17 protein-coding genes are annotated in these 13,860 nt (G+C 67.1%); 11 read left to right on the top strand and 6 right to left on the bottom strand.

Features of this window, described 5'->3' with window-relative positions; translation table 11 throughout:
• The first annotated feature begins 2 nt into the window (after window positions 1-2).
• Window positions 3-1,502 (top strand): exopolyphosphatase, encoded by a 1,500-nt coding sequence (gene ppx / locus F622_RS0109090; RefSeq protein WP_019571776.1) that lies wholly within the window; start codon window positions 3-5, stop codon window positions 1,500-1,502.
• A 61-nt stretch (window positions 1,503-1,563) separates the two neighbouring features.
• Complete coding sequence (locus F622_RS0109085; RefSeq protein ID WP_019571775.1) at window positions 1,564-2,124, top strand: hypothetical protein; 561 nt, start codon at window positions 1,564-1,566, stop codon at window positions 2,122-2,124.
• Window positions 2,125-2,347: 223 nt separating this feature from the next.
• Here the strand turns inward: F622_RS0109085 and ppk1 are convergent, their stop codons facing one another.
• Window positions 2,348-4,432, bottom strand: coding sequence for a polyphosphate kinase 1 (gene ppk1 / locus F622_RS0109080; protein ID WP_019571774.1), 2,085 nt, complete (start codon window positions 4,430-4,432; stop codon window positions 2,348-2,350).
• 200 nt (window positions 4,433-4,632) lie between these two features.
• Here ppk1 and F622_RS0109075 point away from each other — a divergent pair, with 200 nt between their 5' ends.
• Together F622_RS0109075 and F622_RS0109070 are read left to right on the top strand one after the other, a co-directional pair.
• Complete coding sequence (locus F622_RS0109075) at window positions 4,633-5,250, top strand: hypothetical protein (RefSeq protein ID WP_018145483.1); 618 nt, start codon at window positions 4,633-4,635, stop codon at window positions 5,248-5,250.
• 49 nt (window positions 5,251-5,299) lie between these two features.
• Window positions 5,300-5,620, top strand: a complete 321-nt coding sequence (locus tag F622_RS0109070; protein ID WP_077276935.1) for a DUF2007 domain-containing protein — start codon at window positions 5,300-5,302, stop codon at window positions 5,618-5,620.
• A 19-nt stretch (window positions 5,621-5,639) separates the two neighbouring features.
• Here F622_RS0109070 and F622_RS0109065 read toward each other — a convergent pair whose 3' ends face one another.
• Complete coding sequence (locus F622_RS0109065) at window positions 5,640-6,383, bottom strand: lytic transglycosylase domain-containing protein (protein ID WP_018951991.1); 744 nt, start codon at window positions 6,381-6,383, stop codon at window positions 5,640-5,642.
• Window positions 6,384-6,496: 113 nt separating this feature from the next.
• On the opposite strand from F622_RS0109065, the gene F622_RS0109060 reads away from it, so the two are divergent.
• From F622_RS0109060 to F622_RS0109050, 3 genes are read left to right on the top strand one after another with little or no spacing between them, the layout of a single operon-like run.
• On the top strand, window positions 6,497-7,303 hold the full coding sequence (locus F622_RS0109060; protein WP_019571773.1) for a biotin--[acetyl-CoA-carboxylase] ligase: 807 nt from the start codon (window positions 6,497-6,499) through the stop codon (window positions 7,301-7,303).
• A complete protein-coding gene (locus F622_RS0109055) occupies window positions 7,296-8,078 on the top strand; it encodes a type III pantothenate kinase (protein WP_019571772.1) in 783 nt (260 codons plus the stop codon). The genes F622_RS0109060 and F622_RS0109055 overlap by 8 nt, the downstream gene beginning before the upstream one ends.
• Window positions 8,066-8,287, top strand: a complete 222-nt coding sequence (locus F622_RS0109050) for a hypothetical protein (RefSeq protein ID WP_019571771.1) — start codon at window positions 8,066-8,068, stop codon at window positions 8,285-8,287. The genes F622_RS0109055 and F622_RS0109050 overlap by 13 nt, the downstream gene beginning before the upstream one ends.
• 7 nt (window positions 8,288-8,294) lie before the next feature.
• On the opposite strand, the gene F622_RS0109045 is transcribed toward F622_RS0109050, so the two are convergent.
• From F622_RS0109045 to dapC, 4 genes are read right to left on the bottom strand one after another with little or no spacing between them, the layout of a single operon-like run.
• Window positions 8,295-8,822 (bottom strand): DUF2062 domain-containing protein, encoded by a 528-nt coding sequence (locus tag F622_RS0109045; RefSeq protein ID WP_018938503.1) that lies wholly within the window; start codon window positions 8,820-8,822, stop codon window positions 8,295-8,297.
• Between the two features lie 13 nt (window positions 8,823-8,835).
• Window positions 8,836-9,189: an ArsC family reductase gene (locus F622_RS0109040; RefSeq protein ID WP_018169941.1), complete on the bottom strand. Its 354-nt coding sequence runs from the start codon at window positions 9,187-9,189 to the stop codon at window positions 8,836-8,838.
• A complete protein-coding gene (gene dapD / locus F622_RS0109035) occupies window positions 9,182-10,003 on the bottom strand; it encodes a 2,3,4,5-tetrahydropyridine-2,6-dicarboxylate N-succinyltransferase (RefSeq protein ID WP_018145491.1) in 822 nt (273 codons plus the stop codon). The genes F622_RS0109040 and dapD overlap by 8 nt, the downstream gene beginning before the upstream one ends.
• Window positions 10,004-10,048: 45 nt before the next feature.
• Complete coding sequence (dapC, locus tag F622_RS0109030; protein WP_019571770.1) at window positions 10,049-11,242, bottom strand: succinyldiaminopimelate transaminase; 1,194 nt, start codon at window positions 11,240-11,242, stop codon at window positions 10,049-10,051.
• A 233-nt stretch (window positions 11,243-11,475) separates the two neighbouring features.
• Here dapC and F622_RS0109025 point away from each other — a divergent pair, with 233 nt between their 5' ends.
• The 4 genes from F622_RS0109025 to F622_RS0109010 all read left to right on the top strand — a co-directional run bounded on the left by F622_RS0109025 (window position 11,476) and on the right by F622_RS0109010 (window position 13,849).
• A complete protein-coding gene (locus F622_RS0109025) occupies window positions 11,476-11,853 on the top strand; it encodes a helix-turn-helix transcriptional regulator (RefSeq protein WP_019571769.1) in 378 nt (125 codons plus the stop codon).
• Window positions 11,854-11,966: 113 nt separating this feature from the next.
• On the top strand, window positions 11,967-12,437 hold the full coding sequence (locus tag F622_RS0109020) for an ArsI/CadI family heavy metal resistance metalloenzyme (protein ID WP_019571768.1): 471 nt from the start codon (window positions 11,967-11,969) through the stop codon (window positions 12,435-12,437).
• Window positions 12,438-12,467: 30 nt separating this feature from the next.
• A complete protein-coding gene (arsB, locus tag F622_RS0109015; RefSeq protein WP_019571767.1) occupies window positions 12,468-13,559 on the top strand; it encodes an ACR3 family arsenite efflux transporter in 1,092 nt (363 codons plus the stop codon).
• A complete protein-coding gene (locus F622_RS0109010; RefSeq protein WP_019571766.1) occupies window positions 13,556-13,849 on the top strand; it encodes a CC/Se motif family (seleno)protein in 294 nt (97 codons plus the stop codon). Before arsB ends, F622_RS0109010 begins: the two co-directional genes overlap by 4 nt.
• Window positions 13,850-13,860: the final 11 nt, after the last annotated feature.

The raw sequence follows: 13,860 nt of genomic DNA, 5'->3' as shown, positions 1-13,860 counted from the left end.
ACATGCACACGGAGAACGATGCCGAGACGGTTGCGGCCGTTGATCTGGGTTCCAACAGCTTTCACATGATCGTGGCACGGCGCCAGGACGGCGAGGTCCTGAAGGTCGACCGCATCAAGGAAACGGTGCGTCTTGCCAGCGGTCTGGATCCCGATGGACAGCTGGATCCGGAGGTGGGGCAGCGTGCCCTGGCTTGTCTGGATCGCTTCGGCCAGCGACTGCGGCAGCTGCCGCGCGGCTGCGTGCGCGTGGTCGGCACCAACACCTTGCGCCAGATGGACGACAGCCGCGCCTTCCTGCGCGCGGCGGAAGAGGCCCTGGGGCATCCGGTTGAGATCATTGCCGGACGCGAGGAAGCGCGGCTGATCTACCTGGGTGTGGCGCATGCGCTGGCGGACGATAGCGGCCGCCGGCTGGTGATGGATATCGGTGGCGGCAGTACCGAATTCATTATTGGAGAGCGCTTCGAGCCGGTCCTGGCCGAGAGCCTGGAGATGGGCTGCGTGACGTTCACCCAGCGCTTCTTCGCCGATGGAAAACTGACGCGCAAGGCCTTCGCGGCCGCGCAACTGCAGGCGCAGCGGGAGCTGCAACCCATCGCGAGTGCCTACCGCGCGGCCGGCTGGGAGCAGGCGCTGGGGGCGTCGGGTACGATCCTGGCCCTGGACCGCATGGTGCATGAGGGGGAATTGGACGAGGCGCCGGGTGTAAGCCGCGAGAGCCTGGAGCGGCTACGCGATTCGCTGATCGAGCAGGGGGCCATCAAGCGGCTGAAATGGCCTGGTCTGGCCGAGGACCGGGCGCCCGTGATTGCCGGTGGCCTTGCGGTGCTTCTGGGTGCCTTCGAGGCGTTGGGGATCGAACGGCTGCACCCCTCGGACGGGGCCCTGCGCGAGGGCGTGATTCACGACCTTCTGGGACGTTTTCGGCACGAGGACGTGCGTGGCGGCACCATTCACCATCTGCGCCGGCGGTTCGCGGTCGATGCGTCCCAGGCGGAGCGGGTGCAGGCGACGGTGGCGCGCCTGGTGACCGCCGTTCGCGCTGCCTGGGAGCTTGGCGAGGACGACGCGGAACGCCTGGACTGGGCGGCCGAACTGCACGAGATCGGCCTGGCACTGGCCCACAGCAAATACCACAAACATGGGGAGTACATCCTCACCTGGGCCGACCTGCCGGGTTTCTCGCAGCCCGAACAGGCCGAGCTGGCGTGGCTGGTGCGCCTGCACCGGGGCGGGCTGAAGCCCAAGTTGTTGTCCGGGGTGCGAGAGGATCGCGCGCGGCCGCTGCTGTTCATGGCGGCCCTGCTGCGTCTGGCCGTGTTGCTGCATCGTTCGCGCGCGCCGGATCCGGTGCCGCTGGAGCGCATCGAGGCGACACAGGAGGGTCTGACGCTGACCTTCGCGCCCGACTGGCTGGATACCCACCCGCTAACGCGCGCCGATCTGGATGCGGAACGCGAGGACTGGGCGCGCCACAAGCTGGAACTGGAGTTCGAGTGAGCCCCTATTCCGAACCTGACACAAGGAACGCAGGATTCTGACATTGGTGGTCTGGATCTAAGTGCTCGCGGTGCCGCAGTGGATCGGCATCTGGTGGTCGGCGACCGGGTTTCGGTTGATGCGACACAACCGGTTGCTGGCACTGCCCTTCCTGCTCAGCCTGGTCTATGTGATCGGGAATGCGCTGCTGGTGGCGGTGTTCGGCGGGCTCAGCGAAGCCACCTACGAGGAGGGTCGGTACGTGTTCATCACCGACCGGGCCATGATTGCGGTTCAGGCGACGGCGAGTGTGCTGATCGTGGCGACCATCGTCTACGGCTTGAGCATCCGCAGGGTCCCGGTGCATTTCATTCGCTTCATGGTGTACGCATTCGTGGCGCTGCTGGGGGTGATGGCGCCGATCCTGTGGATTCCGGCGCAGGAGGCGGAATTCTTCTTTGTGCTCCGCCATGTGCAGTCGATCGGCCTGAATTTCGGGCTGTTCCTCTGCGTGGCCGGGATCGTGGTCCTGCTGCAGGACCTGCTGCGGCACGGTGACGCCGAGGTCAGCTTGCTGGGCGGGATGCACGATGTCCCGCGTTCCGGCACCGCTTCAGCGGACCGGGACCACGACAAATCCTGACCTGACTAGCCATGACGCTCAGCCAGCCGCCGGGTCGTAGGATGGGATGAGCGCAGCGAATCCCATCAAGGGATTGGCACGACGCCGGAAATGGTGCGTTTCGCTGCGCTCAACGGCACCCTACCGCGGCGGAAGGGAGCCAACGCCTGGGAGAACGTTCCCTGCAATTGGCTGAAGCTCGTTGCTAATGAGGGATTCTGAAGTCGGCGAGACAGAGGGTCGCTCAGCCCGTGGTGGCACCCGACAGTTGGGCGGTCAGGGATTCCTGGGCGGAATAGGGGATCTCGCCCGCGGTTGGCCGGATGCGTTGGTAGCTGCCGTCGGGCTGCAGTGCCCAGGCGGTGGAGCTGTCCTGCAGGTAGTTGAACAGGGATTCCTCGGCGACGCGGTCGCGCAGTTCCGGGTCGCGTACGGGGAAGGCCACCTCGACGCGGCGGAAGAAGTTGCGCGGCATCCAGTCGGCGCTCGACAGGAACACCTCGGGGTCGCCGCCGTTCTCGAAATAGAACACGCGGGAGTGTTCCAGGAACCGGCCCAGGACCGAGCGCACCTCGATGGTTTCCGAGATGCCGGGCACCCCGGGGCGCAGGCTGCAGATGCCGCGCACGACCAGCTGGATGGGGACGCCCGCCTGCGAAGCCTTGTAGAGGGCCTGGATGATCTTCGCCTCGTTGAGCGAGTTCATGCGCGCGACGATGCGGGCGGGCTTCCCGGCCTGGTGGTTGTCGATCTCGCGCTGGATCTTCTCCAGCATCGCGGCGTGCAGGCGGAACGGCGCCTGGAGCAGCTGGCGCAGCCGGGTCACCTTGCCCAGGCCGGTGAGCTGGAGGAACACGCGGTGGACGTCCTCGGTAAGCACGGGGTCGGCTGTCAGCAGGCCGAAGTCGGTATAGGCCTTGGCGGTGCCGGAGTGATAGTTCCCGGTACCCAGGTGGGCGTAGCGGGTGATGCGGTCGCCATCGCGGCGCACCACCAGCGCCAGCTTGGCGTGGGTCTTGTAGCCGACCACGCCGTAGGTGACGTGGACCCCGGCGTCCTGCATGCGGTTGGCCAGTTCGATGTTGTCGGCCTCGTCGAAGCGCGCCCGCAGCTCGATCACGACGGTGACCTCCTTGCCGGCCTGCGCCGCCTCGATCAGGATCTCGACCAGCGGCGAGCGGGTGCCGGTGCGGTAGAGCGTCTGCTTGATGGCCAGCACCCGCGGATCCGCCGCCGCCTGGCGCAGGAAGTCGACCACCGGCATGAACGATTGGTAGGGGTGATGCAGCAGCAGCTCCTGGTCGCGGATGCAGGCAAAGATGCCGCTGCCGCTCGTGTCACTGCGGGGCAGGGCCGGGACTAGCGGGGGAAACTTGAGGTCCGGCCGGTCCACCAGTTCGTGCACGGCCATCAGACGGTTCAGGTTGACCAGTCCGGTGACCTGGTAGAGGTCGTCCGGCTCCAGGTGGAATTGCTGCAGCAGGAACTCCGCGACCTCCTGCGGGCAGTTGTCCGCGACCTCGAGGCGCACGCCGGCACCGTAGTTGCGCTGGGGCAGCTCGCCCTCCAGGGCGTTCAGGAGGTCGTCGATCTCCTCTTCCTGCACGAACAGGTCCGAGTTGCGGGTCAGCCGGAACTGGTAGCAGCCGGTGACCTTCATGCCCTGGAACAGCTCGTCCACGTGCGCATGCAGGATGGACGACAGCAGCACGAAGTCGTTGTCGCCGCTGGCGACCTCGCGCGGCAGCCGCACCAGGCGCGGCAGGGAACGCGGGGCCTGGACCACGGCGCGGCCGGATTCACGCCCGAAGGCATCCTTGCCCTTGAGGGTGACGATGAAGTTCAGGCTCTTGTTGAGGATGCGCGGGAACGGATGGGCGGGGTCCAGGCCGATCGGGCTGAGGACCGGCTGGAGTTGTTGGCGGAAGTACTCCCGCACCCAGTCCCGCTGGGCCGCGTCCCAGTGGGTGCGCCGAACGAAGTGGATCCCCTCCGCTGCGAGCGCCGGGATCAGCTCGTCGTTCAGGGTGCTGTACTGCTGTTCCACCAGGTCGTGGGCGCGCGGCGCGATCTGGCGCAGCTGTTCGGCGGCCGAGAGGCCATCCGGGCCCGGGGCCTGCACGTTCAGTTCGACCTGCTGGCGCAGCGAGCCCACGCGGACCTCGAAGAATTCGTCCAGGTTGGTGGAGGAAATGCTGAGGTAGCGCAGGCGTTCCAGTAGCGGGAAGGCCGGGTCCTGGGCGATGGCGAGTACCCGGCGGTTGAATTCCAGCAGGGACAGTTCGCGGTTGAGGAACAGGTCGGTTTGGGTCACGTCGGCATCCGGCATGCACGACTCGCGGCAGAAGTGGGACCGAGAGTCTATGACGGCATTATGTCAGTTCCGTGAACCGGGGGCGGTTGGGACGGCCCGGAACGGTCCTGGAAGTCCCCGAGCGGCGTACCTGAACTGCGCTGTCTCGGCGCTGGTGGCTATACTTGAATGCTTGATCATGCGGCGCGAAACGCGCTGCCGTAAGGAGAAGTCCGTTGGCCGAATTTACCCTGACACTGCACGCGCGCGACGAGGCACAGCCGGAGCTGCACAAGGTCTCGGTGGTCGCCGAAGGCGAGCTGCCCGAATACGGTCAGGTCTGGGTCTGGGACATCCTCTACGCCCGGCAGTTGTTCGCCCTGGGCGAGGTGCAGGCGGCCCAGGACCTCAAGGAGACCCTGGAGCTGTGGGCAGTGAACATGTCCAGCAAGGTGTTTCAGCCCCACGGCCATATCCTGTCCAAGGGCTACCTGGACCTGTCCGAGAACCTGCAGCTCGTGACTGGGGACGATATCCCCGCCGCGGCCGAAGGCGATCGCCAGGTGGTGGTCTCGGTCGATGGCCAGGCCGGGCAGCTGCCGGATGTCGTGGTGTCGCCGGAGAGCCTGACGGCCGAAGAACGCCAGGACCTCGTGCTGGGGCTCGGGCAGTACTTCAACTTCGAAAACCCGATGTTCGCGCGCGAGCTGCCGATCCACGTGCTGGCCATGCGCAAGTACTACGCGGACATCAACTTGCCGCATACGCAGATCGCCCTCGACGAGGCCCCGTTCTTCGCCATCCAGAAGGCGATGGAGTACTTCCAGGCCGCCAACCAGGGCACCGTGCAGTAGGCACTGCCGCCGCTGCGCCGGGTCCGGGCTGCGTGCTACGGTCGCGATCATGAGGACCGTCTATTCTGCCGCCGACCCGGTGATGGCCGGGTTCATCGAGACCCTGCTGCAGGAGGCCGGCATCCCGGCCTACGTGAACCAGGCCGGGCTTTACGGTGCCGTCGGGGAAGTCCCGCCGACCGAGACCTGGGCCCGCATCATGGTGGTGCACGAGGAACAGGCCGAGGAGGCGCGCGCCATCATCCTGGAATATCTGGAGGGCGAGCCCGAACACGACGGCCGCGACTGGAAGTGCCCGCGCTGCGGCGAGGTGATCGAGCCGCAGTTCACCCAGTGCTGGAACTGCGGCCGGGACAAGCCCAAGGCCTGAGGGTCGTCAGTCGGGGTCGTCAGTCGGGCCGCCCGTTGCCGTCGTACTGGGCGCGGATGCGCTGGATGTAGTTCTGTGTCTCGCGAAACGGGGGCACGCCGCCATGCCGTTCCACCGCGCCGGGGCCGGCATTGTAGGCGGCCAGGGCGAGATCCAGATCCCCCTCGAAGCGATCGAGCATGGCGGCCAGGTAGCGCGTGCCGCCATCGATATTCTGGGCGGGATCAAAGCGGTCGGTTACCCCGAGATCGGCGGCGGTAGCGGGCATCAGCTGCATCAAGCCGTGCGCGCCCACCCGGGATACCGCCTGCGGATCGAAGCAGGACTCCACGTGAATCACCGACTGCACCAGCGCCGGGTCCACGCCCTGGCGGTGGGCGGCGTTGTGGATGAGGTCCGCGAAATCGCCACCGCCGGTGGCCAGGGCATTGCGGGCGCGGGCACCGCAACGTGCGCGGGCGGTGGGTCGGCCGTAGGTGGCGATCAACTCCATGCCGCTATTCTGCTGACGCTGGTTGGTGATCAGGCGCTCTCCACCCGGGCCCTGGAACACGAAGATCTGACTGGGTGACCAGTTTCCACCGCCGGGTGTCGAGGTGACCGTGCCGGCACCGCCGGGCGAACGGATGGTCTCGTAGGGAACGCCCTGCGGGCGCTCGTCGGTCAGGACCCGGGCCCCGGAGGCATCGCGAAAGGAGTAGAGCTCGGCCGCGCTGGTGCCGGCCAGAGCCAGCCCCGCCACCAGTATCAGCAGGCGCAGCACCGTCCGACCGGAATGCTTACCATGGTGCCTTGTATGCAAGCCCTGTTCCCCCTGGCCCGGATGCGAGCCGAGTACTGATCCCGATGACCGAGACCGCGTTCACAGTTTGCATTATGGCGCCGGAGAGCGCACGCCTGAAAGCGCGTGTCGAACGCCTGGTCGACGGGGCCGGTGTGACGGCGCCGGCGGTCGAGGTGCTGGAGTCGGTGGAGTCGACCAATCGCTATCTGCTGGAGACCCGCCGCGAGATGGGCGATCTGCCACGCGCCTGCGTGGCGCAGGCCCAGACAGCGGGTCGCGGGCGGCGCGGTCGCGTCTGGCATTCGCCTCCGGGGGCGAGCCTGGCGCTGTCGCTGGCATGGCCCATCATGCAGGGGCGGGTGCCGCCCGCCTATCCGGTCGGGGTTGGCGTTGGGGTCATCCGTGCGCTGGAAGCGCTGGGTCTGGAAGGTGTGCGACTCAAGTGGCCCAATGACCTGATGGTCGATGCCGCCAAGCTGGGCGGCATCCTGGTGGAGCAGCGCGCGGCGAGTGGTGGCCAGCCAGGCTGGCTGGTGGTGGGGATTGGTCTCAACCGGCAAGGCGCCGGTGCCCTGGAGCTGGACCGTGCGGTGACCGATCTCGCGACCCAGCTCCCCGGTCCGGTTCCGGATCTCCTGGAGCTTGCAGCCCGGGTGATCGCGGAGCAATGTCGCCTGCATCCGCTGTTGATGGGCGAAGGGCTTGTGCCGCTGGAGCGTGAGCTGGTGCGGCTGGACTGCCTGCGCGGCCGGCCGATTGAAATCCTGGATGACGGCGTCCGCGGACAGGCGCATGGAATCGATCCGGCGAGCGGCTGCCTGGTTGTGCAGTTCGACGACGGTGCGATCCGGCACCTGCATTCGGGCGAGGTCTCGGTACGGAGTTGCGAACATGGCTGACATTGCCCTGGTGGATATCGGCAGTACCCGTGTGAAGTGGCAGGTGCGCAACGCGGAGGGCGAAGTGCTGGGGTCCGGGGCGAATCGTGACCCGGCCGGTTGTGTCCGTGGCCTGGCCTCGATGGCGCGCGAGGCCCCGCTCACTGCCGTCTGGTTGTCGCGGGTCGGGCCCGGCGAGCGCGAGGAGGCGTTCTCGGTCGAACTGGCGGCTGCCGGGATCGACGCGCCGGTACACGCGGTGACGGTGCCGGCGAACGGCCCGCATGGCCTGCGGATCGACTATGCGGCGGGGCAGCTGGGCGTCGATCGCTACTGCGCGCTGGTCGCGGCGCGGGCCCGCTGCGATGCGCCGATGATCCTGGTCGATGCCGGAACCGCCGTCACCGTGGATGTACTGGAGGCGGACGGTCGCCATGCGGGAGGCTATCTGTTGCCGGGGCGCCAGCTCGGCTGGGAGGCGCTGCAGACGCGTCTGACAGATCGCATTGCGCCGCGCGAGGCCACGCAGTGGCCGGATGACCTGGAGACCGCGCCGGGCCTGAACAGCACCGAGGCCCTGGAGCGCGGATGGAGCCTGGGGCTGGCCGGCGCGCTGGATGGGTTGATCGCGCGCTCGCGGACCGCAGAGCGGGCGGACGCGGCCTGCTGGCTGACGGGGGGCGATGCCTACTGGCTGGCGCCGGTGCTGCGTGCAGAGTCCACGATCTTCCCGAACCTGGTGCTGGACGGCCTCTGGGAGCTGTCGCGCTGGGAGGGCGCCGAATGCGCTGGCTGATCCTGTTTCTCGCGTTGGTGAACCTGGGGTATTTCACCTGGGCCTGGCACGACGGCCGCCTCAACCCCGATCCCTACGCGGACGTGCCCCCGCTGGAGCGCAATGGTGGCGAGGTGGAGCTGCTGGATGCGTGGCTGGAGGCGCCTGCTGGTGACCCGGACCCGGGTGATTCGGTGTGGCGTGAATGGCGTCGGAGCGAGGTCCCGTAGTGGCTCTCTAACGCTCCCGCTGTGCAGCGCGTTCGGCACGGCGCCGGTCGCGGTGGCGTTGCCAGGCGGCCGACAGGCGGCGGGAGGCCCAGTAGCCGGCAATGGCGGTTGGCGTGGCGATCAGCAGGCTGCCCATCAGGGTATAGGTGATCTCGTCCCCGATGCCCTGCAGATACCAGGCGTCGGGGTCGTGCGAGATCAGGGGGACATAGTAGAACACGGCCTCGCCGAGTTCGTGGAAGCCCCAATACAGCGGCGCGGCGGTGAAGGGGTTGCTGACGAACGAGGCCACGAACGCCGTGGGGAAATTGCCCGCCAGTGCAATGCAGAGAATGATCATCAACACGGTCTGGAAGCCGACCGTGGGGGTCAGGCCAATAAACAGCCCGATCGCGACCCCGCGGGCCAGCGCCTCCGGGCCGCTCTTCATGCTCCCGGCGGCATGCAGCCCGGAATGCAGGCGCGGATGACGGGCCAGCCAGTTGTGGGCGCGCCAGCGCAAGGCCCGCCAACGGATGCTGGCCCGTCTCAGCATGGCCGCGAGTGCCTCAGGCCGCTCCCCACCGGGCCGCGGTCTCGGGTGTCCAGCCGACGGTGATCGCGTCGTCCTGTTCGATGACGGGCCGCTTGATGAGCGCCGGGTGTTCGAGCATCAGCGCGATGGCGCGTTCCGCATCCAGTCCCTCGCGCTGATCGTCCGGGAGTTGGCGCCAGGTCGTCCCGCGCCGGTTGACCAGGGTCTCCCAGCCGACGGCATCGACCCAGCCGCGCAGCCGATCCGCCGCAAGCCCGTCCTTGCGAACGTCCACGAAACGATAGCCCACGCCGGCCGCATCCAGCGACCGGCGGGCCTTGCGGACGGTATCGCAGTTGGCGATGCCGTAGAGCGCGATCTCAGACATCGCGCAGCAGGGCGTTCAGGCCCACCTTGGCCTTGGTCTTCTCGTCGACGCGCTTCACGATCACGGCGCAGTACAGGGAGTACTTGCCGTCCTTCGACGGAAGGTTGCCGGAGACGACCACGGAGCCAGCCGGCACGCGGCCGTAGAGGATCTCGTCGTTCTCGCGGTCGTAGATGCGGGTGGACTGGCCCAGGTACACGCCCATGGAGATGACCGCGCCTTCCTCGACGATCACGCCCTCGACCACCTCGGAGCGCGCGCCGATGAAGCAGTTGTCCTCGATGATGGTCGGGGCGGCCTGCAGCGGCTCCAGCACGCCGCCGATACCCACGCCGCCGGAGAGGTGCACGTTCTTGCCGATCTGGGCGCAGGAGCCGACCGTGGCCCAGGTGTCTACCATCGTGCCTTCATCGACATAGGCGCCGATGTTCACGTAGGACGGCATCAGCACGGTGTTGGGGGCAATGAAGCTCCCGCGACGGGCGGTGGCCGGGGGCACGACGCGCACGCCCGCCTCGCGGAAGTCGCGGCTGGAGGTGTCCGCGTACTTGGACGGGACCTTGTCGTAGTAGTTGGTGAAGCCGCCTTTGATGAACTCGTTCTCGGAGATGCGGAACGACAGCAGCACGGCCTTCTTGAGCCATTCGTTCACCACCCAGTCGCCGTCCTTTTTCTCGGCGACGCGGGCACGGCCGGTGTCCAGCATATCCAGCGCCTCGTTCACGGCGTCGCGGACGTTGGTTTCCACGTTGCGCGGGTTGATGTCGGCGCGGCGTTCAAAGGCGGCTTCGATGGTGCTCTGGATATCGGACATTAGGTATTCCCTTTAAGGCAATGAAAAATAAATTGATGAGTGGCGTTAACGATAAAGCGCGGTGATCCGCTCGGCCGCCTCGATGCAGGCGGCGGGCGCGGCGACCAGCGCCATGCGCACGTGTCCGGCCCCGGGATTGTGCCCCGTCTCCGGGTCGGTCCGGGAGAGGTAGCGCCCCGGCAGGACCGTGACCCCCGCCTCGCCGTAGAGGCGTCGGGCAAAGCCCTCGTCGTCACCATCCGGCACGCGCGGCCACAGGTAGAAGCCGGCGGCGGGTGCTCGCACGTCGATCACCGATTCCAGGATCGGGACCACTGCAGCGAATTTCTCGGCATAGAGGGCACGATTCTCGGCCACGTGGGCCTCGTCTGACCAGGCGGCGCGGCTGACGGCCTGCGTCGGCGGCGGCAGGGTGCAGCCATGGTAGGTCCGGTACAGCGCGAAGCGGTCGAGCAGGGCCGCATCGCCGGCCACGAAACCAGAGCGTAGCCCCGGCAGGTTGGAGCGCTTGGACAGGCTGTGGAAGACGATGCAGCGCTCGAATGCGGCGTTGCCCATGCGCGCCGCGGCCCCCAGCAGGCCGGCCGGCGGCTCGCCATCGGGGTGGTAGATCTCGGAGTAGCATTCGTCCGCCGCGATGATGAAGTCATGGCGCTCGGCCAGGCGGATCAGATCCTGCATCGCGGCCTCGGACATGCAGGCCCCGGCGGGGTTGCCCGGGTTGCAGATGTAGACGAGCTGCACGTCCTCCCAGGTGGTCGTATCGATTGCCGAGAAATCGGGCAGGTAGCCGTTCTCCGGCGCCAGGTCGTAGAAGGCCGGCGTGGCCCCGGCGAGCAGCGCCGCGCCCTCGTAGATCTGGTAGAACGGATTCGGCATCAGCACGCGGGCGCCGGGCTTCTCCGCCACGACCGCCTGGGCAATCGCGAACAGGGCCTCGCGGGTTCCGCTGACCGGAAGCACCTGCCGTTCCGCGTCCACATTGCCGAGATCAAACCGCCGTTGCAGCCACGCCGCGATGGACTCGCGCAGGGCCGGTTCGCCGCGTGTGGTCGGGTAGTGGTTGAAGCCCTGGAGGGAGGCCCGCAGGACGGGTTCGACGAAATCGGGCAGTGCGTGGCGCGGCTCGCCAATCGACAACGCGATGGGCTCCCGGGCCGCAGGCGGTTGCAGGTCCGCGAACAGCCGGCGCAGGCGTTCGAACGGATAGGGCTGTAGCCGGTCCAGGCGCGGGTTCATGGCGGCTCGGGCGTCGTGGTCGGAGTTGAACGGAAGACCGCGCAGTATACCGGGCCTCGATGCCCCGCGGAAAAACCCCGACAGACCGGCGGCGACCGGGTGGTCCGGCGCGAACCCTGCAGGCTGAGCGGGGAGGCATCGGGCGGTTCTTGAGAAAAAGGTGCGCGCCCGCGGCAACGGCGACTGGGTCCTGTCACTTGACAACGATACAAGGAGCGTTGAAATATTAGCCGATGGACAAGGGCACCGCCACCAACATGTTCGAGTCGCTGGCCTCCGGCATTCGCCTGGACATCGTGCGCTTGCTGGTGCGTCACGGCCATGACGGGCTGGTCGCCGGCGAGATCGCCGAAACCCTGGAACTGCCGCGCACGAACCTCTCGTTTCACCTCAAGACCCTGACGCAGGCGGGTCTGCTGACCGTCACGCAGGAAGGGCGCTACCAGCGCTATCGGGTGAATCTCGACGCGATGCAGGACCTGGTCGCCTACCTGACCGAGAACTGCTGCGCGGCCGACGCCGACGGCTGCGCGTTGCCTGCGGCCCTGGACTGTGCAGGGGATACGGAAGCCACCGCGACTCCGCAAGTGCCGGGCCGGCACGTCCGATAGACCACGCGCCCGGGTGGGGACCGCAACAACCGAGCCGAGCCGGGTCCACCCGGGATGGTCCGTGGGACCCCGGGCCGATCCGCGAAATGTAGTGAATCAAGGAGTCATGATCCATGAAGCGCATGCACCTGCACGTTTCCGTGCCGGAACTGGAACCGGCGATCCGCTTTTACTCGCAGCTGTTCGCGACCCAGCCGAGCGTGGTCAAGGGCGACTACGCGAAATGGATGCTGGAGGACCCGCGGGTCAATTTCGCGGTGTCGGCCCGCGGTGCGCCGGTGGGCCTGAACCACCTCGGCATCCAGGCCGAAGAGGCGGTCGAGCTCGAGGAGCTGGGCCAGCGTCTGGACGACATCGACGCGGACGTGCACGAGGAGATGGGCACGCATTGCTGCTACGCGCAATCCGACAAGTACTGGACCACCGATCCGGCCGGGATCGCGTGGGAGAGTTATCACACGCTCGGGAGCATCCCGATGTTCGGCGCACAGGATGAAGGGACCGGTGACTGCTGTGTACCGGAAGGGACATCAACCGTCTCGTGCGGGCCAGCTAGTGACAATGAAGCCAAGGGTTGCTGCTGACGCGTTACCTGGGCAGATACGGAGGAAGCAATGACCGACCGGAACGCCTCCGTCGAGGAGATCTCGACGAAGGAAGGCATGGGGATCTTCGAGCGCTACCTGAGCGTGTGGGTGGCGCTGTGCATCGTGGCGGGCGTCGCCCTGGGGCAGTTCCTGCCCGTCGTTCCGGAGACGCTGTCAAAGTGGGAATACGCGCAGGTGTCGATCCCGGTGGCAATCCTGATCTGGGCGATGATCTACCCGATGATGGTGCAGATCGACTTCTCCGCGATCCTCGGCGTGCGTCGGGAGCCGAAGGGCCTGGCCATTACCACCTCGGTGAACTGGCTGATCAAGCCGTTCACCATGTTCGCGATCGCCTGGTTCTTCTTCATGGTGGTGTATGCCGCCTGGATCCCGGAAGACCTCGGGCGCGAATACCTGGCCGGGGCGATCCTGCTGGGCGCGGCGCCGTGTACCGCGATGGTGTTCGTCTGGAGCTACCTGACCCGCGGCGACGCCGCCTACACGCTGGTGCAGGTGGCGGTGAACGACATCATCATGCTGTTCGCCTTTGCCCCCATCGTGGTGCTCCTGCTGGGCGTGTCGAACATCCACGTGCCCTGGGACACGGTCGCGCTGTCGGTGCTGCTGTACATCGTCATTCCGTTCGTCGCCGGCTACCTGACGCGCATCTGGCTGATCCGCAAGAAGGGCATCGAGTGGTTCGACAACGTGTTCATGAAGCGTCTGGGCCCGGTCACGCCGATCGGCCTGCTGGTGACGCTGGTCCTGCTGTTCGCCTTCCAGGGCGAGCGCATCCTGGAGAACCCGGGGCATATCGTGCTGATCGCGATCCCGCTGATCATCCAGACCTTCCTGGTGTTCTACATCGCCTACTACTGGGCGAAGGCCTGGCGGGTGCGTCATGCGGTAGCGGCCCCCGGCGCGATGATCGGTGCGAGCAACTTCTTCGAGCTGGCGGTGGCCGCGGCGATCGCGATGTTCGGCCTGCAGTCGGGGGCGGCGTTGGTGACCGTGGTGGGTGTGCTGGTCGAGGTGCCGCTGATGCTGGCGCTGGTGCGTATCGCCAATCGCACTCGCCACTGGTTCCCGGCGGACACCGAGGGGAAACCGGCATGACCGCGGTTACCCTGACCGATGCGGCACGCGACTGGCTGGCCGGGCAGGGCGGCGAGGTGACGCTGCGGTTGTCTACGCGCCACGGCTGCTGTGGCGGCCAGGCCGCGGTGCCGGTGGCCGAACCGGGCGCACCGCGTAATGCGGACGGTTATACCGTCCGGGAGATCGATGGTGTCCGGGTCTTCGTCGCCGATGATCTCGGTGCGGGTCCCTATCGTATTGATGGGGAGGGCCTGTTTCGCTGGCGCCGGCTGGTGGTGGAAGGCGAAATGGGCCAAAGCCAAAACTAAAGGCTGGAGAG

The organism is Thioalkalivibrio sp. ALMg3 (assembly GCF_000381225.1).
Classification (GTDB): domain Bacteria; phylum Pseudomonadota; class Gammaproteobacteria; order Ectothiorhodospirales; family Ectothiorhodospiraceae; genus Thioalkalivibrio; species Thioalkalivibrio versutus.
The sequence above is the reverse complement of the archived record's forward strand: the minus strand, read 5'-3'. Positions and strand labels throughout refer to the sequence as shown.

Excerpts from the sequence above, each read along its gene's own strand:
- ppx (WP_019571776.1), top strand. The coding sequence starts at position 3 with ATGCACACGGAGAACGATGCCGAGACGGTTGCGGCCGTTGATCTGGGT.
- ppk1 (WP_019571774.1), bottom strand. The coding sequence starts at position 4,432 with ATGCCGGATGCCGACGTGACCCAAACCGACCTGTTCCTCAACCGCGAA.
- F622_RS0109070 (WP_077276935.1), top strand. The coding sequence starts at position 5,300 with ATGAGGACCGTCTATTCTGCCGCCGACCCGGTGATGGCCGGGTTCATC.
- F622_RS0109060 (WP_019571773.1), top strand. The coding sequence starts at position 6,497 with ATGGCGCCGGAGAGCGCACGCCTGAAAGCGCGTGTCGAACGCCTGGTC.
- F622_RS0109055 (WP_019571772.1), top strand. The coding sequence starts at position 7,296 with ATGGCTGACATTGCCCTGGTGGATATCGGCAGTACCCGTGTGAAGTGG.
- F622_RS0109050 (WP_019571771.1), top strand. The coding sequence starts at position 8,066 with ATGCGCTGGCTGATCCTGTTTCTCGCGTTGGTGAACCTGGGGTATTTC.
- F622_RS0109045 (WP_018938503.1), bottom strand. The coding sequence starts at position 8,822 with ATGCTGAGACGGGCCAGCATCCGTTGGCGGGCCTTGCGCTGGCGCGCC.
- F622_RS0109040 (WP_018169941.1), bottom strand. The coding sequence starts at position 9,189 with ATGTCTGAGATCGCGCTCTACGGCATCGCCAACTGCGATACCGTCCGC.
- dapD (WP_018145491.1), bottom strand. The coding sequence starts at position 10,003 with ATGTCCGATATCCAGAGCACCATCGAAGCCGCCTTTGAACGCCGCGCC.
- dapC (WP_019571770.1), bottom strand. The coding sequence starts at position 11,242 with ATGAACCCGCGCCTGGACCGGCTACAGCCCTATCCGTTCGAACGCCTG.
- F622_RS0109025 (WP_019571769.1), top strand. The coding sequence starts at position 11,476 with ATGGACAAGGGCACCGCCACCAACATGTTCGAGTCGCTGGCCTCCGGC.
- F622_RS0109020 (WP_019571768.1), top strand. The coding sequence starts at position 11,967 with ATGAAGCGCATGCACCTGCACGTTTCCGTGCCGGAACTGGAACCGGCG.
- arsB (WP_019571767.1), top strand. The coding sequence starts at position 12,468 with ATGACCGACCGGAACGCCTCCGTCGAGGAGATCTCGACGAAGGAAGGC.
- F622_RS0109010 (WP_019571766.1), top strand. The coding sequence starts at position 13,556 with ATGACCGCGGTTACCCTGACCGATGCGGCACGCGACTGGCTGGCCGGG.